Origin of the sequence: Streptomyces montanisoli (assembly GCF_017813245.1) — a bacterium.
Classification (GTDB): domain Bacteria; phylum Actinomycetota; class Actinomycetes; order Streptomycetales; family Streptomycetaceae; genus Streptomyces; species Streptomyces montanisoli.
Genome location: NZ_JAGIQL010000037.1, coordinates 1 through 22,054 on the forward strand (window position 1 = coordinate 1; position 22,054 = coordinate 22,054).

The 22,054-nt window shown below is 72.1% G+C and carries 17 protein-coding genes; 8 read left to right on the forward strand and 9 right to left on the reverse strand.

All coding sequences use genetic code 11. The annotated features are described in order from the left end of the window. Positions 1-280: 280 nt before the first annotated feature. Complete coding sequence (locus tag JFN87_RS11970) at positions 281-520, reverse strand: exodeoxyribonuclease VII small subunit (protein WP_209339977.1); 240 nt, start codon at positions 518-520, stop codon at positions 281-283. Positions 521-578: 58 nt separating this feature from the next. Continuing rightward, positions 579-1,142: a DUF4245 domain-containing protein gene (locus tag JFN87_RS11975; protein WP_443732203.1), complete on the reverse strand. Its 564-nt coding sequence runs from the start codon at positions 1,140-1,142 to the stop codon at positions 579-581. A 407-nt stretch (positions 1,143-1,549) separates the two neighbouring features. Between JFN87_RS11975 and glpX the strand changes: the two genes are divergently transcribed. Further along, positions 1,550-2,581, forward strand: coding sequence for a class II fructose-bisphosphatase (glpX, locus tag JFN87_RS11980; protein ID WP_209339978.1), 1,032 nt, complete (start codon positions 1,550-1,552; stop codon positions 2,579-2,581). A 141-nt stretch (positions 2,582-2,722) separates the two neighbouring features. On the opposite strand, the gene JFN87_RS11985 is transcribed toward glpX, so the two are convergent. Then, positions 2,723-3,097 carry a WhiB family transcriptional regulator gene (locus JFN87_RS11985; RefSeq protein WP_209339979.1) on the reverse strand — a complete coding sequence of 125 codons (375 nt, stop codon included), beginning with the start codon at positions 3,095-3,097 and terminating at the stop codon, positions 2,723-2,725. Positions 3,098-3,353: 256 nt separating this feature from the next. Further along, the gene (locus tag JFN87_RS11990) at positions 3,354-4,028 is read right to left on the reverse strand and encodes a DUF1707 SHOCT-like domain-containing protein (RefSeq protein WP_209339980.1); all 675 of its coding nucleotides are present in this window, start codon (positions 4,026-4,028) and stop codon (positions 3,354-3,356) included. Positions 4,029-4,276: 248 nt separating this feature from the next. Between JFN87_RS11990 and JFN87_RS11995 the strand changes: the two genes are divergently transcribed. The 4 genes from JFN87_RS11995 to JFN87_RS12010 all read left to right on the forward strand — a co-directional run bounded on the left by JFN87_RS11995 (position 4,277) and on the right by JFN87_RS12010 (position 10,440). Beyond that, positions 4,277-5,941 (forward strand): fumarate hydratase, encoded by a 1,665-nt coding sequence (locus JFN87_RS11995; RefSeq protein WP_209339981.1) that lies wholly within the window; start codon positions 4,277-4,279, stop codon positions 5,939-5,941. A gap of 186 nt (positions 5,942-6,127) precedes the next feature. After that, entirely contained in the window at positions 6,128-7,570 is a 1,443-nt protein-coding gene (locus JFN87_RS12000) for a class II fumarate hydratase (protein ID WP_209339982.1), read from the forward strand. A gap of 9 nt (positions 7,571-7,579) precedes the next feature. Then, complete coding sequence (fomD, locus tag JFN87_RS12005) at positions 7,580-8,260, forward strand: cytidylyl-2-hydroxypropylphosphonate hydrolase (protein ID WP_209339983.1); 681 nt, start codon at positions 7,580-7,582, stop codon at positions 8,258-8,260. 275 nt (positions 8,261-8,535) lie between these two features. Then, positions 8,536-10,440 carry an ATP-binding SpoIIE family protein phosphatase gene (locus tag JFN87_RS12010; RefSeq protein WP_209339984.1) on the forward strand — a complete coding sequence of 635 codons (1,905 nt, stop codon included), beginning with the start codon at positions 8,536-8,538 and terminating at the stop codon, positions 10,438-10,440. Between the two features lie 99 nt (positions 10,441-10,539). Here JFN87_RS12010 and JFN87_RS12015 read toward each other — a convergent pair whose 3' ends face one another. After that, positions 10,540-12,921, reverse strand: a complete 2,382-nt coding sequence (locus tag JFN87_RS12015) for a transglycosylase domain-containing protein (protein ID WP_209339985.1) — start codon at positions 12,919-12,921, stop codon at positions 10,540-10,542. Between the two features lie 298 nt (positions 12,922-13,219). Between JFN87_RS12015 and JFN87_RS12020 the strand changes: the two genes are divergently transcribed. Genes JFN87_RS12020 through JFN87_RS12030 form a run of 3 tightly spaced genes read left to right on the forward strand, consistent with a single transcriptional unit; the run spans position 13,220 to position 16,790 of the window. Beyond that, entirely contained in the window at positions 13,220-13,744 is a 525-nt protein-coding gene (locus JFN87_RS12020; RefSeq protein ID WP_209339986.1) for a PadR family transcriptional regulator, read from the forward strand. Beyond that, positions 13,741-14,427 carry an ABC transporter ATP-binding protein gene (locus JFN87_RS12025; RefSeq protein WP_209339987.1) on the forward strand — a complete coding sequence of 229 codons (687 nt, stop codon included), beginning with the start codon at positions 13,741-13,743 and terminating at the stop codon, positions 14,425-14,427. Before JFN87_RS12020 ends, JFN87_RS12025 begins: the two co-directional genes overlap by 4 nt. Further along, on the forward strand, positions 14,424-16,790 hold the full coding sequence (locus tag JFN87_RS12030; protein WP_209339988.1) for an ABC transporter permease: 2,367 nt from the start codon (positions 14,424-14,426) through the stop codon (positions 16,788-16,790). The genes JFN87_RS12025 and JFN87_RS12030 overlap by 4 nt, the downstream gene beginning before the upstream one ends. A 240-nt stretch (positions 16,791-17,030) precedes the next feature. Here JFN87_RS12030 and JFN87_RS12035 read toward each other — a convergent pair whose 3' ends face one another. The 4 genes from JFN87_RS12035 to phoH2 all read right to left on the reverse strand — a co-directional run bounded on the left by JFN87_RS12035 (position 17,031) and on the right by phoH2 (position 22,033). Further along, a complete protein-coding gene (locus JFN87_RS12035; RefSeq protein ID WP_209339989.1) occupies positions 17,031-17,972 on the reverse strand; it encodes a hypothetical protein in 942 nt (313 codons plus the stop codon). Continuing rightward, positions 17,969-19,456, reverse strand: a complete 1,488-nt coding sequence (locus JFN87_RS12040) for an AI-2E family transporter (RefSeq protein ID WP_209339990.1) — start codon at positions 19,454-19,456, stop codon at positions 17,969-17,971. The genes JFN87_RS12035 and JFN87_RS12040 overlap by 4 nt, the downstream gene beginning before the upstream one ends. A gap of 169 nt (positions 19,457-19,625) precedes the next feature. Further along, positions 19,626-20,336 (reverse strand): aggregation-promoting factor C-terminal-like domain-containing protein, encoded by a 711-nt coding sequence (locus JFN87_RS12045; protein ID WP_372449222.1) that lies wholly within the window; start codon positions 20,334-20,336, stop codon positions 19,626-19,628. 377 nt (positions 20,337-20,713) lie between these two features. Further along, the gene (phoH2, locus tag JFN87_RS12050) at positions 20,714-22,033 is read right to left on the reverse strand and encodes an RNA 5'-3' helicase PhoH2 (RefSeq protein ID WP_209339992.1); all 1,320 of its coding nucleotides are present in this window, start codon (positions 22,031-22,033) and stop codon (positions 20,714-20,716) included. Positions 22,034-22,054 lie beyond the last annotated feature (21 nt).

Below are 22,054 nucleotides of genomic sequence, written 5' to 3' on the forward strand. Positions count from 1 at the left end.
GTCGGCGTGCCTGCGCGCGGGCGGCCCCGGGCCGGTGTCGATGGAATTCGGGGCGGCTGCCCCGGTTCGTCACGCGCCCGCCTGTCGGCGCAGCCGCGCGTGCGCGGGACGATCAGACGATCGATCGCTCACGGTTCTCCGGCAGCCCGCCCTGCTGCGGGTGGCGGCATCGGGCCGGCGGTGCCGCCCAGCCGGGCGGGCGGACAACGACTGCGGGGGCTCGTGCGGAAGCGGGCCGGAGACGGCAACTGCGGTGCGGTCCCCGAGGTGCGGCGCACCGTCAGTCCTCCTCGGGCTCCTCCGTCGCCAGGGACGCGTTCAGGCGCTCCCTCGCGCCGTCCAGCCAGTGGCGGCAGACCTTTGCCAGCTCCTCGCCGCGCTCCCAGAGCGCCAGGGACGCCTCCAGGCTCGTGCCGCCCGCCTCGAGGCGGCGCACGACCTCGATCAGTTCGTCGCGCGCCTGCTCGTAGCCGAGCGCGCTCGTCGGCTCCGGCTCGGTGCCCGTATCCGTCTTGGCCATGGATCCCACCTTAGAGGCGGGCACCGACAGTCAGGCTCCGCGCAGCCGGAAGCCCGGTTCAGTTCTGCGTCTGCTCGAAGTGCAGCGCCGCCGCCATCTTCGCCAGGTCCGCGTACGGGGCCGTGCCCGTCACGACCGTGGTGGCCTTGCCCGTCTTACGGACCAGGGCGTCGTAGTGGTCGCCCTTCCAGCGCTGCCACTCCTCGCCGCCGACGCGCTGCGTCTTGCCCGTGTTCGTGGCGTTCTGGCTCACGCTCGTCACGTACTCCTTGGCGGGCGCCGTCGACTGCTCGATGGCCACGTACTGGCCCTGGGGGTCGAGGAAGCCGATGTGCCAGGCGGCGCCCTTGTCCTGCTGGTACGTGACCGACGTCGGCTTCCACGCCTTCGACAGGCCCACCGGCGCGGCGACGGGGTAGGGCGCGGCGCGGCGGGCCGTGATCAGTTCGACGCGGTAGTCGACGCGCTTGACGGGCGTCGCCTTGTCGTTGTGCGGGATGAAGAAGGTGTAGATCACCGCGACGGCCGCGCCGATGACCAGCAGGGAGAGGATCATGCCCGAGACCGACCTGTTGCCTCGTCGGCGCGGTTTCGCGGTCGCGCCGCCCGCGTTCCCGGGGATGCCACCATCGCCGCCGTCTCCGCCTCCGGTGGCGCCGCTCCCCGCGTCGCCGCCGTCGCCGACGGGAACATCTTCCACGGGCGCGGTCCGCTGCCCCGGGGGGAGCGCCTCGGCGGACCGCTCCTGGGCAGCCTGCTCCGGGGCCGCGTGCTCGTACGGGGTCCGCTCCGCTGCCTTCGGCTGCCGCGCCGTCGTGCCCTGCTGCTCTTCGCCTGCCACGTCCCATATGGTCGCACCTCGCCCACGCGCTCATCCGTGGGGCCCACTGCTCAATCTGGCGACTTCCCGATAGAGTCGGATCATCCGCTCTCCCTACCGGGGGGCGGGCAGGGCCGTCACCCCGACTCACCGACCGGCACCGCAGTGCCGAAAGAGCACTGCCGAGCAGCAGAAAGGTGCGCGCACCGATGACCGATCATCACCTGCCGCCGCCGCTGGAGGTGGCGCCCGAGGCGCCCGACCGCAACCTGGCCCTGGAGCTCGTCCGCGTCACGGAGGCCGCCGCGATGGCCGCCGGGCGCTGGGTGGGCCGCGGCGACAAGAACGGCGCGGACGGCGCCGCCGTCAACGCCATGCGCACCCTCGTGTCCACCGTTTCGATGAACGGCGTCGTCGTGATCGGTGAGGGCGAGAAGGACGAGGCGCCCATGCTGTTCAACGGCGAGCACATCGGCGACGGCAGCGGGCCCGAGGTCGACATCGCCGTGGACCCGATCGACGGCACGACCCTCAACGCCAAGGGGATGCCCAACGCGATCGCCGTGCTGGCGGCCGCCGACCGCGGCACGATGTTCGACCCGTCGGCGGTCTTCTACATGGACAAGCTGGTGACGGGCCCCGAGGCCGCCGACTTCGTCGACATCAACGCGCCCGTCTCGGTCAACATCCGCCGCGTGGCGAAGGCCAAGCACTCCTCGCCCCAGGACGTCACCGTCGTGGTCCTCGACCGTCCGCGCCACGACGCCATCGTCAAGGAGATCAGGGAGACGGGCGCCCGCATCAAGTTCATCTCCGACGGCGACGTGGCCGGCGCGATCATGGCCGTGCGGGACGGCACAGGCGTCGACCTGCTCATGGGCATCGGCGGCACGCCGGAGGGCATCATCACGGCCTGCGCCATGAAGTGCCTCGGCGGCGTCATCCAGGGCAAGTTGTGGCCCAAGGACGACGCGGAGCGGCAGCGGGCCATCGACGCGGGCCACGACCTCGACCGCGTACTGACCACGGACGACCTCGTGAGCGGCGAGAACGTGTTCTTCGTCGCGACCGGCATCACCGACGGCGAACTGCTGCGCGGCGTGCGCTACCGCTCGGAGACGGCCACGACGCAGTCGCTGGTGATGCGGTCGAAGTCCGGCACGATCCGGCAGATCGACTCCACGCACCGGCTGTCGAAGCTGCGCGCGTACAGCGCCGTCGACTTCGACCGGGCCAAGTAGCGAGGCAGCCCACGTAGCCGGCCAGACGAGCGGCCGAGCGGACGAGCGGCCGGGCAGCCGAAGCAGCCACCGCGGAAACACGCGTGAGGTGCCCCCGTTGTGCGGCGGGGGCACCTCACGTGCCCGCGAAGGGCGGCCGGCTCAGCCGGCCGCGGCTATGCGCCCCGACGTCGTGGCGGCCGCCCGCAGTTCCGCGTCCCTGCGCCTGCGGCGCGCGAGCACCACACGGCGCTCGGCGGCGGTGAGGCCGCCCCAGACGCCGTACGGCTCGGGCTGGACCAGGGCGTGCTCCCGGCAGTCGACCATGACGGGGCACCGGGCGCAGACGCGCTTCGCCGCGTCCTCCCGCGAAAGCCGCGCGGCGGTCGGTTCCTTGGAGGGGGCGAAGAAGAGCCCTGCCTCGTCCCGACGGCACACAGCCTCCGCGTGCCACGGCCCTGCCTGATCCTCCCGCGTGGGGTTGTGCTGGGACAAAGCGGCGGCGACCTGCAGTGGCTTCTGCGGCAGATGCAGCACGGTCTACTCCTGACGACGGCTTCGCGAGCGAGAGACGATGCTGGGGTCCCTACCCGCTGTACGCGCGCCTAAGCACTGCGTGGCACTCGGTTCCGGCGCCCGGAACGCAGTACGAAATACCGGACGTGGAACCCGATTCGGCCGAAGTACGGGCAAGGCAATCGCCCGAATCCCGGCAATGCCGAATGGCGCGGGCCGGACCCGTGAGCCGGCCCCGCGAGCCGGATCGCGCACGCCGCGAACCCCGATTGCGGCGTCAGCGCTCCAAATGCTTGCGCAGGCGGTCGTGGAGGTCGGCGATCAGCTTGCCCCGCTTGGGCTTCGCCTCCACGTTCCCGAAAACCGACAGCCCGTTGACGACGACCACCGGCGCGTCCGGATCGGCCGCTTCGAGCGTCTTCACCTCGAAATTGCCGAAAATGCCCGTGCCGTTGCCGCGCAGCGAGATGTTCTCCGGCACGCGCACCTCGACATTGCCGAAAATCGAGGTCGCGTTGATGACCGTGCGCCGCTGCCCGAACAGCGCCTCTGTGAGGTCGATCTCGACATTGCCGAACAGCGTGAACGCGTTCGTGCGCGGGCCGATGCGCCAGCGGCCCTTGCGCGTCGTCGAGCTGAACACGGCGACGAGGTTCTCCGCCGGCGCCGCGTCCTCGGGGCCGTACCCGTACCCCTGGCCTTCCGGGGCGGGCGCCGGACGCGGCGCACCGCCCGCCGCGGGCAGGTCGCGCACGAGCGGCTCCAGCTCGCCCACGGTCTTCGCGCGGTAGGCCGCCTCGACGCGCTCGCCGTGCTCCTCCGCGTCGAGACGCCCCTCGGCCAGGGCCTCCTTGAGGATGTCGGCGATCCTGTCGCGGTCGGCGTCGGAGGCCCGGATGCCCGCGGGCTCCGTCGGCGCCACGGGATTCTGGGGGTGCTTTTCGAGGTCCACGGAGCCAGACTAGCGAAACGCGATAGATCGCGACTAGGGGCTATCGCGTTCCGGCGTGCCGCGGGCTGGCGGTTCCTGCCCGCGCCGATGCCCCCGCAATGCCCGCGCCCGTACGAGCGCGCCCCGCGCGAGATGAGCGGCACCTCACACAAGCGCTGTCAGGGGCTCGTCCTACGCTGGGAGGGCTGCCAGGACGCTGCCGATGACGAGGGCAGCCGCCGGCCCGTCGAGTGAGGAATGGCCCCAACATGCCTGAGTTCGCGTACTCCGATCTGCTGCCCACGGGCGAGGACACCACGCCGTACCGGCTGGTGACCGCCGAGGGCGTCTCCACCGTCGAGGCCGACGGACGTACGTTCCTCAAGGTGGAGCCGGAGGCGCTGCGCGCGCTCGCGGCCGAGGCCATGCACGACATCTCGCACTACCTGCGCCCCACGCACCTCGCGCAGCTGCGCCGGATCGTCGACGACCCCGAGGCGTCGTCCAACGACAAGTTCGTCGCGCTCGACCTCCTGAAGAACGCGAACATCGCGGCGGCGGGCGTGCTGCCGATGTGCCAGGACACCGGCACGGCCATCGTGATGGGCAAGCGCGGGCAGAACGTGCTCACGCGCGGCGGCGACGAGGAGGCCCTCTCCCGCGGCATCTTCGACGCCTACACGAAGCTCAACCTGCGCTATTCGCAGATGGCTCCGCTCACCATGTGGGAGGAGAAGAACACCGGGTCGAACCTGCCGGCGCAGATCGAGCTGTACGCGACGGACGGCGGCGCGTACAAGTTCCTCTTCATGGCGAAGGGCGGCGGCAGCGCCAACAAGTCGTTCCTCTTCCAGGAGACGAAGGCGATCCTCAACGAGGCCGCCATGATGCGCTTCCTCGAGGAGAAGATCCGCTCGCTCGGCACGGCCGCCTGCCCGCCGTACCACCTGGCGATCGTCGTGGGCGGCACATCGGCGGAGTTCGCGCTGAAGACCGCCAAGTACGCCTCCGCGCACTACCTGGACGAGCTGCCCGCGGAGGGTTCGCCGGTCGGGCACGGCTTCCGGGACAAGGAGCTCGAGCAGCGCGTCTTCGAGCTGACGCAGAAGATCGGCATCGGCGCGCAGTTCGGCGGCAAGTACTTCTGCCACGACGTGCGCGTCGTGCGGCTGCCCCGCCACGGCGCGTCCCTGCCGGTGGCGATCGCCGTGTCCTGCTCCGCCGACCGCCAGGCACTCGCCAAGATCACGGCCGAGGGTGTCTTCCTGGAGCAGCTGGAGACCGACCCCGCGCGCTTCCTGCCGGAGACCACGGACGAGCACCTGTCGGACGAGGACGTCGTCAGGGTCGACCTGAACCGGCCGATGGACGACATCCTCGCGGAGCTGACCAAGTACCCGGTCAAGACGCGCCTGTCGCTGACGGGCCCGCTCGTCGTGGCGCGCGACATCGCGCACGCCAAGATCAAGGAGCGCCTCGACGCGGGCGAGGAGATGCCGCAGTACCTCAAGGACCACCCGGTCTACTACGCGGGCCCGGCGAAGACGCCGACCGGGTACGCGTCCGGCTCGTTCGGCCCGACGACGGCCGGGCGCATGGACAGCTACGTCGAGCAGTTCCAGGCTGCGGGCGGCTCCAGGGTGATGCTGGCCAAGGGGAACAGGTCGAAGCAGGTGACGGACGCGTGCGGCGCGCACGGCGGCTTCTACCTGGGCTCGATCGGCGGCCCCGCGGCCCGTCTCGCGCAGGAATGCATCAAGAAGGTCGAGGTCGTCGAGTACGAGGAGCTCGGCATGGAGGCGGTCTGGAGGATCGAGGTGGAGGACTTCCCGGCGTTCATCGTCGTCGACGACAAGGGCAACGACTTCTTCACCGAGCCGGCTCCCGCGCCGACGTTCACGTCGATCCCGGTCCGCGGCCCCGGCCTGGCCTGAGCCTGGGCCTGACCGCGTCAGGGGGCCGCGGCCGAGCCCGCGCCCGTGGGCCGCGGCCAAGCGCGCGTCCGGGGGCCGCACCACGCGGCCCCCGGGCCCCCGGCCCCGGCCGGATGTGAGACGCGTCGCGCGGGGAACACGTTTGGCTGCGGGGGCGCTGACGTGGTGCAGGAGGTACGACGAGAGATGACGACCGAACCGACGAGCGGCACGGCGAGCAGTGCGGCCGGCCCCGCGAGCTCCGCGCCCGCCTACCGGACCGAGCACGACTCCATGGGCGAGGTGCGGGTGCCCGCGCACGCCAAGTGGCGGGCCCAGACGCAGCGCGCCGTGGAGAACTTCCCCGTCTCGGGGCAGCGCATCGAGCGCGCCCACATCCAGGCGCTGGCCCGCATCAAGGCCGCCGCCGCGAAGGTGAACGCCGAGCTCGGGGTCGTCGACGCGGACATCGCGCAGGCGATCGCGTCCGCCGCCGATGAGGTCGCCGAAGGGCAGTGGGACGACCACTTCCCGATCGACGTCTTCCAGACGGGTTCGGGCACCTCGTCGAACATGAACGCCAACGAGGTGATCGCCACGCTCGCCGGCGAGCGCCTCGGCCGTCCCGTCCATCCCAACGATCACGTCAACGCGAGCCAGAGCTCCAACGACGTCTTCCCGTCCTCCCTGCACGTGGCGGCCGCCGCGGCCGTCACGCGCGACCTCATGCCGGCGCTCGACCACCTGGCCGCCTCACTCGAGCGCAAGAGCTCGGAGTTCGCCGGCGTCGTGAAGGCGGGCCGCACCCACCTGATGGACGCGACGCCGGTCACCCTCGGCCAGGAGTTCGGCGGGTACGCGGCGCAGGTGCGCTACGCGGTCGAGCGGCTGGCGGCGTCGCTGCCGCGCCTGGCGGAGCTGCCGCTGGGCGGCACGGCGGTCGGCACGGGGATCAACACGCCGCCCGGGTTCGCGGCCGCGGTGATCGCCGAGGTCGCGCGCGTGACGGGGCTGCCGCTCACCGAGGCGCGCGACCACTTCGAGGCGCAGGGCGCGCGTGACGGCCTGGTGGAGACGTCCGGGCAGCTGCGGACGCTCGCCGTGTCGCTCACGAAGATCGCCAACGACCTGCGCTGGATGGCCTCGGGGCCGCGCACGGGCCTCGCGGAGATCCGGCTGCCCGACCTCCAGCCGGGCTCGTCGATCATGCCGGGCAAGGTCAACCCCGTGATCCCGGAGGCCGTCCTTCAGGTGGCGGCGCAGGTCATCGGCAACGACGCGACGGTCGCCACGGCCGGCGCTGCGGGCAACTTCGAGCTGAACGTGATGCTGCCGGTCATCGCGAAGAACCTGCTGGAGTCGGTGCGGCTGCTGGCCAGCGTGGTCCGCCTGCTCGCCGACCGCACGATCGACGGCATCGAGGCCGACGAGGAGCGGGCGCGCGCCTACGCCGAGTCGTCGGCGTCCGTGGTCACGCCGCTGAACAAGTACATCGGCTACGAGGAGGCGGCGAAGGTCGCCAAGAAGTCGCTGGCCGAGGAGAAGACGATCAGGGAGGTCGTACTGGAGTCCGGGTACGTCGAACGCGGCGAGGTGACCGTCGAACAGCTCGACGAGGCGCTCGACGTGCTGCGCATGACGCACCCGTAGGATCCCCGCATGACGGACACCAGAGCGAGCGAAGGGCAGTACTGGGCTCCCGGCACGCAGATCCTGTGGCGCTACCGGGAGAACGCGGGCGAGCGCATCCACATCTGCCGCCCCGTGACCGTGGCGCACGACGACGCCGACGTCCTCGCGCTCTGGCTCTCCCCCGGTACGCCCTGCGTGCGCCCCGTCATGCTCGACGGCCGGCTGCCGTACGAGGAGCCGCTCGTGAGCCGCTACACAGCGCCGCGCACCGTCAAGCGGGTCCCGTGGGCGGGCAACGGCATCCTGTCGCTGATGCGGCCGGGCGAGCCGTGGTCGGTGTGGCTGTGGTGGGCCGACGGCTGGCGCTTCAAGAGCTGGTACGTCAATCTGGAGAGCCCTTACTCCCGCGGGCCGGGCACCGTCGACTCGGAGGACCACTTCCTCGACATCGACGTCTTCCCCGACCGCACCTGGCGGTGGCGGGACGAGGACGAGTTCGCGCAGGCACGGCAGGACGGACTGATGGATGCGGACCAGGCAGGGACGGTCGAGGCGGCCGGGCGGAAAGCCCTTGCCTCGATCGCCGCGTGGGCGTCGCCGTTCTCGGACGGCTGGGAGGACTGGCGGCCTGATCCGGCCTGGCCCGTGCCCGAACTACCCGGCGACTGGGACCGGATCACGTCGGCTCCGCCCGTACCGTCGGCGTGAGACCCTTGGTGGAGTCACAGGGTCGAAACGTAGGATCGCCGTCCCGACCACGGGGCCCCAAGAGGCGCTCCTCGCTCGCGACCTGATCGCAAGTCATACGCAGCGGACGTGAGAAAGCCGAGTACCACGACGAGGGGGAGGCGGACCATGCGGACCAGCGACCGTCCACTCCCTGCCGGGGCGGCCGCCCACCAGGCGCCCGTCCCAGCCGGGGCGGCCGCCCATGAGGCGCCGGCTTCGCGCACCCATCGGCCCGGACGGACGGAAATCCACGCGTGACGGAGCACCCCACTTCCAAGGAAGGCCGGCAGTCCCTGGCCCCCAGGGCCCAGGGCACCAGGCCGCGCCTGGACGCCCCCGGCGAGGCCGGCCAGGCGCCGACCGCGGCGCCGCCACGCCCCGGGCTCGACCCCGGGGTCGGGGCCAGGCGCGAGGGCGACATGCTCCGTTTCGTGGGCGCTGCGACGCGGCGCATCGCGCGCGGCATGGATCTGGACGAGATCGTGCTCGGCCTGTGCCGGGCGACGGTGCCCACGTTCTCCGACGCGATACTCGTCTACCTGCGCGACCCGCTGCCCGTCGGCGACGAGCGGCCGGTGTCACCGTTCGTGCTGCGGCTGCGCCGCACGGACCGGCTTCGCCTGTCGGGCGAGGACGTCGAGACGCTGAACGGCATCCCGCCGCAGCTCTCCGACCTCGCCGAACTCTCCGGCGTGCCGTCCACCAGCTCGCTGCTGCTCGACCCCGGAAGCGACGTGCTGCCCGCGGCCGAGCTGTGCGAGGTCAGGATGGGCGGCTCGCTCGGCGAGGTGCTGCGCGGCGTGCGTCCGCTGTTCGGTGACGCGCCCACGGCGCGTGAGGCGCTGCCCGAGTTGCTGGGCGAGAACCGGCTGCTGCCCTCGGGGCACCGGGTGATCCTCGCGCCGCTGCGCGGCAGGCGGCGCGTGATCGGCGCCGCGGTGTTCCTGCGCAGGCCGGAGCGCGCGGTGTTCGAGCCGAACGACCTGCTGGTGGCGGGGCAGCTCGCCACGCACACGGCGCTCGGCATCGACAAGGCGATGCTGTACGGCCGCGAGGCGTACATCGCGGACGAGTTGCAGCGCACGATGCTTCCGGAGAACCTGCCGCAGCCGACGGGCGTGCGGCTGGCCTCGCGCTACCTGCCCGCGGCGGAGACCGCGCGGGTCGGCGGCGACTGGTACGACGCGATCCCGCTGCCCGGCAGCCGGGTCGCCCTCGTCGTGGGCGACGTGATGGGCCACTCGATGACGTCGGCCGCGGTCATGGGCCAGTTCCGCACGACCGCGCAGACGCTCGCCGGGCTCGACCTGCCGCCCCAGGAGGTCCTGCACCACCTGGACGAGCAGGCGCAGCGGCTCGGCACGGACCGCATGGCGACCTGCATGTACGTGGTGTACGACCCGGTGGCGCACCGGATCACGATCGCCAACGCGGGCCACCCGCCGCCGATACTGCTGCACATGGGCGGGCGCGCCGAGGTGCTGAAGGTGCCGCCGGGCGCGCCGATCGGCGTGGGCGGGGTCGACTTCGAGGCGGTCGAGCTCGACGCGCCCTCGGGGGCGACTCTGCTGCTGTACACGGACGGCCTCGTGGAGTCCCGGCTGCGTGACGTGTGGACGGGCATCGAGCAGCTGCGCGAGCGCCTGGAGGCGACGTCGCGGCTGACGGGCCCCGACCACGCGCCGCCGCTCGAAGCGCTCTGCGACGACGTGCTGGACGTGCTGGGCCCGGGCGACAGGGACGACGACATCGCCCTGCTGGCCGCCCGCTTCGACGGGATCGCGCCGAGCGACGTCGCGTACTGGTTCCTGGAGCCTGAGCACGCGGCGCCGGGCAGGGCGCGGCGGCTGGCCCGCAAGGCGCTGTCGCGCTGGGGCCTGGACGACCTGAGCGACTCGGTCGAGCTGCTGATCAGCGAGGTCGTGACGAACGCCGTGCGGTACGCGGAGCGGCCCGTGACGCTGCGGCTGCTGCGCACGGACGTGCTGCGGTGCGAGGTCGGCGACGACTCGCCGCAGCTGCCGAGGCAGCGGCGCGCCCGCGACACGGACGAGGGCGGCCGCGGGCTCTTCCTCGTCAACCGGCTGGCACGGCGATGGGGCGCGACGCGCCTGTCGACGGGCAAGGTCGTCTGGTTCGAGATCCCGACGGGGAACTGACCGGAACCGAGCATGACGAGGGCCCCGGCCCGGCGCGAGTACTCGCGCCGGGCCGGGGCCCTCGTGTGCCGGTCCTGCGGACCTCGGCCTGCTGGGCCGCTAGCCGAGCAGGCCTCCGCCACCGTTGCCGTTTCCGTTGCCCTTCCCGTTCCCGCCGTTGCCGTTGCCCGGCGGAGTGACGGGCGGGGAGGACGACGTCGTCGGCGACGACGGTGAGCCGCCCGGCGGTTCGGCGGTGTCCGACGGGGTCCCGCCGTCGGTCGACGAGGCCGGAGGCGAGGCCGGCGCGCTCGACGTCGGCGGCGCGGGCGGGCTCGCGGAGTGCGTCGGCGACGTGGTCTCGCTCGGCGTGCTGCTCGGCGACTGGGAGTTCGACGGCGAGGTGGTCGGCTTGACGCCCGCGCCCTGGTCGGTCTTGAGGTCGAACTTGCCTGCCTTGCCCGTGGCCGTCTCGGCGTGGGACACGTACGCGTTCCAGATCTCGGCCGGGTAGCCACCACCGTTGACGCGGCCGCCCTGATCGGTGAGCCCACCGGTGCCGGTCAGCGGCACGTGGGCGAACTGGTGCACCTTCTTGCCGTCGATCGTCTCCGCCTTGGCCGCCTCACCGAACAGGCCGACCGAGGTCACCAGGTTGGGCGTGAAGCCGCTGAACCACGCCGACACGTCGTTCTCCGACGTACCGGTCTTGCCCGCGACCTGGTACTTGTCGTTGCGGACCATCGTGGCGGTACCGCTCTTGACCACACCGGTCAGCACGGAGGTGACCGCGTCGGCGGTCGAGCGCTTCAGCACCTGGTCGCCGATCGGGTCCGGCAGCTTGACCTTCTCCCCGCCGTGCTCGGCGGACTTGAGGATGGCGGGCGTGACCAGCTTGCCGTGGTTGTCGAACGTCGCGTACACGCCGGCCATCTGGAGCGGGCTCGCGCCCATCGTGCCGAGTGTCTGCGACGGGTACGGCTTCTGGTTCTTCATGTTCATGCCCAGGGTGCTGCCCATCTTGAGCACGTCGGACATGCCCACGTCGACGCCCATCTGGGCGAAGACCGAGTTGACCGAGTCGTCCATGGCCTTCTGGACGGTGATCTTCCCGTAGTTGACGTGGTCCTCGTTCGTCGGCGCGAAGGCGATGCTGCTGCCCACGACCGGCCGTCCGCTGGTGCCGTCGTACATGGTGCTCGCGGTGATCGGCTTGCCGTCCTGCGTCTGCGAGCCGTTCTTCAGGGCGGTGGCGAAGATGACGGGCTTGAACGTCGAACCGGGCTGGAAGTCCTGGCGCGTGGCGTTGCTCGTCGCGTGCTTCAGGTAGTCCACGCCGCCGTACATGGCGACGATCCTGCCCGTCTTCGGGTCGACCGAGACGGCGCCTGCCTGGGCGTCGGCGTCACGCGGGCGCTTCTTCTTGTCGAGCTTGGAGGTCAGCGTGGTCTTGACCGCGTCCTCCAGCTTCTTCTCCTTGCCCGGGTCGATGTTGAGCGTGATCGTCCAGCCGCCGGCCGCGACGCGCGCCTGCGCGTCGGCCGGGGACGCGCCCTGGTCCTCGAGGTGGCTCTCGAGCTCCTTGTTCGCCGCGTCGACGAGGTAACCGGTCTGCCCGGCCTCGCCCTTCGGCGGCTTGGGCTTCTGCGGGACGGGGAACTTCATGGACGCACGGTCCTGCGCGGAGAGCCAGTGCATGGCGACCATGTTCGTCAGCACCTTGTTCCAGCGCGCCGTCACCAGCTTCTTGCCCGTGGGGCTCGCGACCGCCCAGTCGTACTGGCTCGGGGCCTGTAGCAGCGCGGCCAGGTAGGCGCCCTGGTCGACCGTGAGCTGCGAGGCGTCCACGCCGTAGTAGGCCTGCGCGGCGGCCTGGATGCCGTAGGCGCCGCGGCCGAAGTAGCTGGTGTTGATGTACCCGGCGAGGATGTCGTTCTTCGACTCCTTGCTGTCCACCTTGAGCGAGATGACCAGTTCCTTGAGCTTGCGGCTGATCGTCTGGTTCTGGCTCAGGTAGTAGTTCTTCACGTACTGCTGGGTGATGGTCGAACCACCCTGCTTGCCCTTGCCGGTGACCGTGTTGAACAGGGCGCGCGCGGTGCCCCTGAAGTCGACGCCGGAGTCCTGGTAGAAGGTCTTGTTCTCCAGCGCGACGAACGTGTGCTGGACGCCCTTGGGCACCTGGTCGATGCCGACGATCTCGCGGTTGACCTCGCCGGTCCTCGCTAGGACCTTGCCGTCGCCGTATTTGTAGACGTTGCTCTGCTGCTTCGCCGCGGCGTTGGCCGCGGGCACCTGGACCATGTTGTAGATGACGACGAAGCCGCCGATCACCACCACGATCAGGCCGAGCAGCGTGCCGACGACCTTCTTCCAGGTGAAGAGTCTGCGTATGAAACTCTTCTGGCTCTGGCCGCCCCGGCGGCGACTGCCCCGACCCTGGCGGTGACCGGCCCGGCGCGTCGCCTGCTGGCGCGCGCGTCGTTCTTCAGCTCGGCCCATCGATATGTCGCTCCGCTCTCAGGTCTCGGTACCGGTCACCCGTGTCGAGGCCCCCGTCGCCGGAATCGGCTCATGAACAAACTGCAAATCAGCTCAGAAAGCTAACACCGTGTCCTGTGGCGAACGTGGGCAGGTCCGACTTCGCGGGCGTGAGAAGAACCACCCGCTTCATAGGGAACCGACTCGCGAGGGGCCCCCAGGGTTGCCGGACGGTGCGATGTGATGCCCGAATGCTATATCCGCCGGGGGATCGACCGAGCGGCCGGACGGGCTATACACCGCGTGTATAGTCGTCGGCATGTCCATCGGTCACACCCTCCTCGGTCTCCTGGAGACCGGCCCGCGGCACGGCTACGACCTCAAGCGCGCCTTCGACGACCGGTTCGGCCACGACCGGCCGCTGCACTACGGGCAGGTCTACTCGACCATGTCCAGACTGCTGAAGAACGGGCTCGTCGAGGTCGACAGCGTCGAGTCGGGCGACGGGCCCGAGCGCAAGCGGTACGCCGTCACGGACGCCGGGGTGACCGATGTGCGCGAGTGGCTCGAGAAGCCGGAGAAGCCGGAGCCGTACCTCCAGTCGACCCTGTACACCAAGGTGGTCATCGCGCTGCTGACCGGCCGCGACGCCGCCGTGCTGCTGGACACCCAGCGCGCGGAGCACCTGCGCTGGATGCGCGACCTCACGGAGCGCAAGCGCCGGGGCGACCTCGCGGACCAGCTCATCTGCGACCACGCGCTGTTCCACCTGGACGCCGACATCCGCTGGCTCGAACTGACCGCCGCCCGGCTCGGCCGGCTCGCCGAGGAGGTCAGGAAATGACCGGCGAGGAACCGCTGCTGACCGCCGTCGGCCTGCACAAGGCCTACGGCCCGACCGCGGCGCTCGGCGGCGCGGACTTCTCGATCCGCCACGGCGAGATCGTCGCCGTCATGGGGCCTTCCGGATCCGGTAAGTCCACGCTCCTGCACTGCCTCGCCGGCATCGTCGTGCCGGACTCCGGCTCCGTCACCTACCGGGGCACGGAGCTGACCGGCCTGCCCGACGCGCGCCGCAGCGAACTGCGCCGCACCGACTTCGGGTTCGTGTTCCAGTTCGGCCGGCTCGTGCCGGAGCTGACGTGCCTGGAGAACGTGGCACTGCCGCTGCGCCTCGGCGGCGCACGCCGCAAGGAGGCCGAGGCGGCCGCGGGCGAGTGGCTGGAGCGTCTGGAGGTCGCCGGCGTCGCCCGCAAGCGGCCCGGCGAGATCTCCGGCGGCCAGGGCCAGCGCGTCGCGGTGGCGCGCGCTCTCGTCACCTCGCCGCGCGTCGTCTTCGCGGACGAGCCGACCGGCGCCCTGGACTCGCTCAACGGCGAGCGCGTGATGGAACTGCTCACGGACGCCGCCCGATTCACGGACGCCGCCGTGGTCCTCGTCACCCACGAGACGCGCGTGGCCGCCTACTCCGACCGCGAGGTCGTCGTGCGGGACGGCGCGGCGCGCGACATGGCGACGATCCGGTGAGAGCGCTGCACGACCTCGCGCTCGGCATGCGATTCGCGGTTTCCGGGGGCCGCGAGGGCCGGCTCCGCACGGGACTCACCGCGCTCGGTGTCGGCCTCGGGGTCGCGCTGCTGCTGGCCGCCTCGTCCGTGCCGTCCATCATCGACGGCCGTATGGCGCGCACCGACGCGCGCGGTGTCGCCGCGACGCACTCGGGCGGCGTCGCGCGCTCGGACACGTCGTTCCTGTACATCGACGCGAGCACCGAGTTCCACGGACGCCCCGTCTCCGGGACGCTGCTGCGCGCGGACGGCGCGCACGCGACCCCGCCGCCGGGGGTGGCCGCGGTCCCGCGCCCCGGCGACATGGTGGTCTCCCCCGCGCTGCGCGACCTGATGAACGCCCCGGGCGGCACGCTGCTGCGCCGGCGGCTGCCGTTCCACGACGCCGGCACCGTGGCGGGCGCCGGGCTGCTCGACCCGGGCGAACTGGTCTACTACGCGGGCGACTCGGACCTGTCCACCGATCGGGGCGCGCACCGCGCGAGCGCGTACGGCAGCGACGACGCCCGCGACCCGCTCGACCCGATGCTCATCGCCGTCATCGCGCTGATCTGCGTGGTGCTGCTGGTGCCGGTGATCGTCTTCATCGCGACGGCCGTACGCTTCGGCGGCGAGCGCAGGGACCGCAGGCTCGCCGTGCTGCGGCTCGTCGGCGCCGACGCGCGCGCCACCCGGCGGATGGCGGCGGGCGAGGCGCTGTTCGGCGCGGGCGCGGGTCTTGCCGCGGGCGGCGCGATCTTCGCGGTGGCGCGGCACTTCGCGGGCTCCATCCGGCTGTGGGGCATGTCGGCGTTCCCCGCGGACGTGACGCCGGTCCCGCTGCTCGCGGCGCTGGTCGTGGTGGCCGTCCTGGCCACCTCGGTGGGCGCGGCGCTGTTCGCGCTGCGCTCCGTGTCGATCGAGCCGCTGGGCGTCGTCCGGGAGGCGGAGCCGCGGGCCCGGCGCCTGTGGTGGCGGCTCGCGGCGCCCGCGGCGGGGATCGCGACGCTCGTCCTCACGCACCGGTTCGCGGGGAAGAACGCGGCGCTGCACACCGTGCCGATCATCGTGGGCGCCGCGCTGACGCTGATCGGCCTGGTCGGCCTGCTGCCGTGGCTGGTGGAGAAGGCCGTGGTCCGGCTGCGCGGCGGCCCGGTGCCGTGGCAACTGGCGACCAGAAGACTTCAGTTGAGCGGCGGCTCCGCGTCACGCGCGGTCGGCGGCATCACGGTCGCCGTGGCGGGCGCGATCCTGCTGCAGATGGTGTTCGGCGGCATCCAGGACGACTTCGCGCACCCCGACGACTCGACGGGCGCCGTGCCGACCTCGTCGGCGCACCGCCACGGCGCCCCGCGAGAGGCGGACGTCACGGTGCAGGTCAGCGCCGGGGACATGGGCCTGGCCCGCCGCCTCGCGACGTCCCTCGGCTCCACCCGGGGCGTGAGCGGCGTCGCGGCGACGGTCGAGGCGTACGCGACGCCGCTCGCCGGGACGAGCGCCCGCCCGGGACAGGGGGGCGGCGCCATCACGACCGTCACGGTCGGGGACTGCGCGAGCCTGCGCGCCTTCGCGCGCATCCCGTCCTGCCACGACGGCGACACGTTCGTCTCCCGTACGAGCGCCGCGACGGCGGTCGACGACCGGCCGGGCGAGGTCGTCGCCCTCGACAGCGGCGACGGCGGCCACGGCGCCTCGGCGGCTCGGTTCACCGTGCCGTACTCCGCCCGTACGGTCCGCGCGCTGCCCGGCTGGCAGGGCGAGAGCCACGCGGGCGTACTCGCGACCCCCGCCGCGCTCGACGCGTCGACGATCGGCGGCGCCGTCACATGGGCCCGCGTCTGGACGGACGGCGGCCGCTCACCCGGCACCGTGGAGCGCGTGCGGACGGCCGCGGCCCTGGCCGATCCGGCGGCCCGCGTCGATACGTGGGTCGACGAGGCACGCGACAGGCAGTACGCGAGCGTCCAGACGGGCCTCAAGATCGGCGGCACGGCGACGATGGCGCTCATCGCGGCCGGCCTCCTCGTCTCGGCGATCGAGCAGTTGCGTGAGCGCAGGCGCCTGCTGGCGGTGCTGGTCGCCTTCGGCACGCGCCGCTCCACGCTGGCCTGGTCGGTGCTGTGGCAGACGGCGGTGCCCGTGGTGGTCGGCACGGTGCTCGCGGTGGTGGGCGGCGTCGCGCTCGGCAAGGTGACGCTCGACCTGCTGGCCGAACCGGTCGGCAGCTGGTGGGTGTTCTGGCCGTACGCGTCGATGGGCGCGGCCGTCATCCTGCTGGTGACGCTCGCGTGCATGCCGCCGCTGTGGCGCCTGATGCGGCCCGACGGCCTGCACACGGAGTGACGTGCGGGGCGTGACGTGCGGGGGGTGTGACGTGCGGGGGCCCCGCACCCGGGTAACGCGCCCGGTTCGGCCGGTGCCGTGCCTGTGGGACGCGCAGGATGCCGCGCCCTGCGGTGCCCCCGTCCGGTGGGCCGCGCAAGGCGCCGCACCCGCGCCCGGTCGGCGCAAGAGGCGGGCCGTGCCGCGCCCGGCCGGACGTACGGGATGCGGGGGCCCGGGCCCGTGCGCCTCTCCTGGAGGTTACGTTCCCGACTTGACGGTCTTCATCACCTGGCGCAGGTCGTCCGCCATGGCGGGCTCCAGCACGGTGGTGACGGTATGCGCGGACACGTACTGGGGCCGCAGGTCGACGGCGGCGGCCCGGTGGCCGTCGTACGACGAGTAGACGGTCACGGACAGGGTGAACTCGGCCTGCCCGTCGAGGACCCGCAGCGTCGGGGGCAGGTCGCCGACGGTGTCCGTGATCAGGTAGGCGCGCTCGCCGAGCCCTGGCACGCGCAGCGCGTGCAGTTCGGAGCCCGGCGACTTCGGCGCGGGCAGGGCGTCGAACTCGGGTGCCGGGTCGGTCTTCCGGTGCAGGACGTAGGTGAGGTCGACGAGCCCGCGTGCGGCGCTGTGCGGGCCCGCGTTGGTGGTGGGGCCGTGGAACGGGCCGTCGCGCGGGGCCGGTCCGAGATCGGTGCGGCATGCGGCGCTGTCGACCGCCGCCGTCTCGTCGGAGGTGGCCTCCGGCGTCCCGGTCCTGCCGAGTTCCTTCGACAGCGCGGACAGCGGGGCGTCCAGGCACAGGTTGCGCTCGACGCCGTAGCCGCCGAGGTCGGGGCCCGCGGCGCGGTACGCGTACAGGCCCGCGCCCCAGAGCACGGACGCGGCGAGGGCGCCCCACAGGGCCCATGTGAGGGCCGCGCGGCGCGGTACGGGCCGTGGCGCGCCGTCGGCGACGACGACGGGCTCCCGCGCGGGGTCACCGTCCGGGCCGTCGCCGTACGGGCCGTGGCCGTACGCGTCGCCGCCGTACGGTTCACCCCCGTACGCGTCGCCGCCGAACGGGCCGTCACCCGAGCGCTGTCCCGGGAGCGCGGGTACGGTGCGGCCGGACCGGCTCGACCGGCCGGACCGGCCGACCGCACCGTGAGGCCCGTAGGGCCCGTCCTCGCCCTCGAGCTCGGGTTCCGAGATCACGCGGATCCCTCGCCGCCTCCGCCGCCGTGGGCCTCGGGACCGCCCTCCCCGGCTCCGCCGTGCGGCGGCCCAGGCGATCCTGGCGGCCGCGGCGGGCTCGGCGGGGTCGAGGGGCCCGCCGGCCCGGGCGTGCCCTCACCAGCCGCTGTGGGAGCCGATGTCGGGGCCGATGTCGGGGCGATGCCGACCGCGGTCGCCCCGTGCGGGGGCGGCGACGCTCGCAGCGCCTGCTCGTGCGCGTAGGCGCGCAGGTAGCCGACCACGGTGTTGGTGACGGCGACGAGCGGCACGGCCACCACGGCGCCGCCGATGCCGGCGATGAGGCTGCCCGCCGCGACGGAGAGCACCACGGCGAGCGGGTGGACGCGGACCGCGCGCCCCAGGATGAACGGCTGGAGGATGTGGCCCTCGATCTGCTGCACGGCGAGCACCACGAGCAGCACGATCAGCGCGGTGAACACGCCCTGCGTCACGATGGCGACGACGACCGCGAGCGCCCCGGACACGACCGCGCCGACGAGCGGCACGAACGCGCCGAGGAAGATGATCACCGCGAGGGGCACGGCGAGCGGCACGTGCAGGAAGTAGACGCCGAGGCCGATGAAGATCGCGTCGATCATGGCGACGATCACCGTGCCGCGCACGTACGCCGTCAGCGTGTGCCAGGCGCGCGGGCCCGCGCCCGCGACGCCCTCCCTCGCCTGGTGCGGCACGAGCTTGAGCGCCCACTGCCAGATCCGCGGCCCGTCGTAGAGCAGGAAGATCGTCGAGAAGAACGCGAGGAATACGCCGGTCAGGAACTCGACGATGACGGTGACGCCTTGGAGGCCCGCGGACGTGAGTGCGTCCGTGTTGGTGCCGATCGCCTTGGACAGGTTCCCGGCGATGTCGTTGATCTGCTTCTCCGTCACATGGAACGGACTGTTCAGCAGCCAGTGCTTGAGCTCGTTGACGCCGTCGGTGAGCCGTGCGGACAGCGTGTCGACGTTCTCCGAGACCTGCCAGACGACGAACCATCCGATCAGCCCGAGCACGACGAAGCCGCCCAGCGTGGCCATCGCCGTGGCGACCCCGCGGGGCACGCCGTGCCGCTTCAGCCGGGCGACCGTGGGCTGCAGCAGCGCGGAGATCAGCAGCGCCGCCACGAACGCCAGCACGACCAGGCGCACGGCGCTGACGATGCGCATCAGCACCCAGACCGTCGCCGCGAGCACCAGCAGCCGCCACGCGGCCTCGACGGCGACCCTGATGCCCCACGGGATGGCGGCCACCGGATCGGGCTTCGCCGCGACCGACGGCGCGTAGGTGGGCGGCGGCGGGATCCTGGACGGCTCAGGGGGCACGACGACGGTCTCGGACTCGTGGCGCGCCTCGTGACGCGCGTCGCGCCGCGCCTCCGCCTCGGCCCTGCGCTCGTCCAGACGGCGGCCGAGCCGCGTCAGTTCCGAGCCCATCCTGCCCAGCCACGAGGGCGCTCTCGACATGTTTTTCCTTCTCTCCCCCGGCCGTCTCCCCACACGCTCCACCGGGGAACCGCTTCGGACAGACCGTACACGTAACGAAGCCTCCCGCCGAAGGACGGCGGGAGGCTTCGCGGAGTTGAGCGGGGAAGCGGTCCGCGTGCGGCGGATTTCCCTGACTGCTCAGTGCTGCTCAGTACGCGTGGTGGACCTGCCAGAAGGACCAGGCGCCACACGGGCTGCCGTAGCGGTTGTTCATGTAGTTGAGGCCCCACTTGATCTGGGTGGCCGGGTTGGTGCGCCAGTCGGCGCCTACGGACGCCATCTTGGAGCCGGGCAGCGCCTGCACCAGGCCGTACGCGCCGGAGCTCGGGTTGGTGGCGGTGTAGTTCCAGCCCGACTCGTGCGTGACGATGTTGCTGAAGCACTGGAACTGGCCCGACGGCACGATCTGCCGTGCGAGAGCCTGCGCCTGGGAGGCCGAGTAGGAACTGCGCACGGTGAAGGTGGCGGAGGTGATGGACTCCTGCTGCTTCTTCGCCTCTTCGGCGGCCTTCTTGGCTGCCGCGGCCTTCTTGGCTGCCGCGGCCTTGTCGTCGGCGGCCTGCTTCTTCGCCTTGGCGTCGTGGGCGGCCTGGACGCGTGCCGCCTCTTCGGCGGACTTCTGAGCGGCCTGGTCGGCCGCCGCGGCCTGGGCACTGGCCTGCTGCGCGAGCGACGCGGTCTGCACCTGCGCCTGCTCCCCCGTGGGGATGTCCGACAGCAGCGTTGCGTCCGAAGCGGTCGTCTCGACGTTGTCGCTCGCGTGCTGCGGGTCGCCCGAGGCAACTCCCACGACGGCGCCGACAGTGGTGACCGCGGTGGCCGATGCCACTGCGAATCCCCGGACCGAGATCGGGCTCACACGGTGTCCTTCCAGCATCGCCCGCACGGTGACCCCGCGGGCGCGAATCGTGCCCCTCGCACTGGCCTCCGCTTTGCTGGGTCACGGGAGGCACGGGCCCGGTGGGCAGTCCCGGGGGACTGCCGCGTGTTACGCGGGCGGCATGCGGCGCCTTGTGTTGAGTTGTGGAGAGCACCGAACCGCGTGGTGCCCGAGTGCCGCATGCGGGGCCTGACGGAAGCAAGACTCTGCCGGAAGGCGACGCCGCAGGGCAATTCCCAGTTGCGTGGGAAAGCTCACACCCCGTTTGCCCCAACGGATTTGGTGGAAATACAGCACAGCATGACGCCGCCCGGCTAAGCTCTTCGGCTCGCCGGGCGGCGCGGTGCTGTCAGCGCTCAGATTTGTCCGTCTTCCAGCATCTCCGTCACCAACGCGGCGATCTGCGAACGCTCGGAGCGCGTCAGCGTGATGTGCGCGAAGAGCGGGTGCCCCTTCAGCTTCTCCACGACGGCCACGACGCCGTCGTAGCGACCCACCCTCAGATTGTCGCGCTGGGCGACGTCATGGGTGAGCACGACGCGCGAGCCCGACCCGATCCTCGACAGGACCGTCAGCAGGACGTTGCGCTCCAGGGACTGGGCCTCGTCGACGATGACGAACGCGTCGTGCAGCGAGCGGCCGCGGATGTGCGTGAGCGGCAGCACCTCCAGCATGCCGCGGCCGAGCACCTCCTCGATCACCTCGCGGCCCGCGAACGACGACAGCGTGTCGAACACGGCCTGCGCCCACGGGCTCATCTTCTCGGCCTCGGTGCCCGGCAGGTAGCCGAGCTCCTGCCCGCCGACCGCGTACAGGGGCCGGAAAACCATGACCTTCTTGTGCTGCCTGCGCTCCAGCACGGCCTCGAGGCCGGCGCACAGCGCGAGCGCCGACTTGCCCGTACCGGCCCTGCCACCCATCGAGACGATGCCGACGTCGGGATCGAGCAGCAGGTCGAGGGCGATGCGCTGCTCGGCGCTGCGCCCCCGGATGCCGAACGCCTCGCGGTCGCCGCGCACCAGGCGCACGTTGCCGTCGGGCGTGACGCGGCCGAGCGCCTTGCCGCGCTCGGACTGGAGCACGAGGCCCGTGTGCACGGGGAGCTCGGCCGCCTCGGGCACGTACAGCGACTCCTCGGAGAAGAGGAGGTCGACCTGCTCGCCGGAGAGCGGCAGTTCGCTCATGCCCGTCCAGCCGGAGTCCGTGACGGCCAGTTCGGCGCGGTACTCCTCGGCGAGCAGGCCCACCGACGAGGCCTTGATGCGCAGCGGCAGGTCCTTGGAGACGACCGTGACGTCGTACCCCTCGGCCTGGAGGTTGCGCGCGACCGCGAGGATCCGGGAGTCGTTGTCCCCCAGCCTGAACCCGGCGGGCAGCACCCCCGGGTCCGAGTGGTTGAGCTCGACGCGGAGCGTGCCGCCCATGTCCCCGATCGGCAGGGGGGCGTCGAGGCGCCCGAAGCGGATGCGGAAGTCGTCGAGCAGCCGCAGCGCCTGGCGGGCGAAGTACCCGAGCTCGGGGTGGTGCCTCTTGGCCTCCAGTTCCGTGATCACCACGATCGGGAGCACGACCTCGTGCTCGTCGAAGCGGGACATGGCACCTGGGTCGGCCAGCAGGACGCTGGTGTCGAGTACGTATGTGCGCCGGTCGGAGCGGCGCTTCGTGCTGGTCACCACGGAAGGACGTACCCCCTCGGA

Bases quoted from the DNA above. Each gene is read 5' to 3' on its own strand.
- JFN87_RS12040 (WP_209339990.1), bottom strand. From the start codon at position 19,456: ATGTCGAGAGCGCCCTCGTGGCTGGGCAGGATGGGCTCGGAACTGACG.
- JFN87_RS12025 (WP_209339987.1), top strand. From the start codon at position 13,741: ATGACCGGCGAGGAACCGCTGCTGACCGCCGTCGGCCTGCACAAGGCC.
- JFN87_RS11970 (WP_209339977.1), bottom strand. From the start codon at position 520: ATGGCCAAGACGGATACGGGCACCGAGCCGGAGCCGACGAGCGCGCTC.
- glpX (WP_209339978.1), top strand. From the start codon at position 1,550: ATGACCGATCATCACCTGCCGCCGCCGCTGGAGGTGGCGCCCGAGGCG.
- JFN87_RS12015 (WP_209339985.1), bottom strand. From the start codon at position 12,921: ATGGGCCGAGCTGAAGAACGACGCGCGCGCCAGCAGGCGACGCGCCGG.
- JFN87_RS12020 (WP_209339986.1), top strand. From the start codon at position 13,220: ATGTCCATCGGTCACACCCTCCTCGGTCTCCTGGAGACCGGCCCGCGG.
- JFN87_RS12000 (WP_209339982.1), top strand. From the start codon at position 6,128: ATGACGACCGAACCGACGAGCGGCACGGCGAGCAGTGCGGCCGGCCCC.
- fomD (WP_209339983.1), top strand. From the start codon at position 7,580: ATGACGGACACCAGAGCGAGCGAAGGGCAGTACTGGGCTCCCGGCACG.
- JFN87_RS11995 (WP_209339981.1), top strand. From the start codon at position 4,277: ATGCCTGAGTTCGCGTACTCCGATCTGCTGCCCACGGGCGAGGACACC.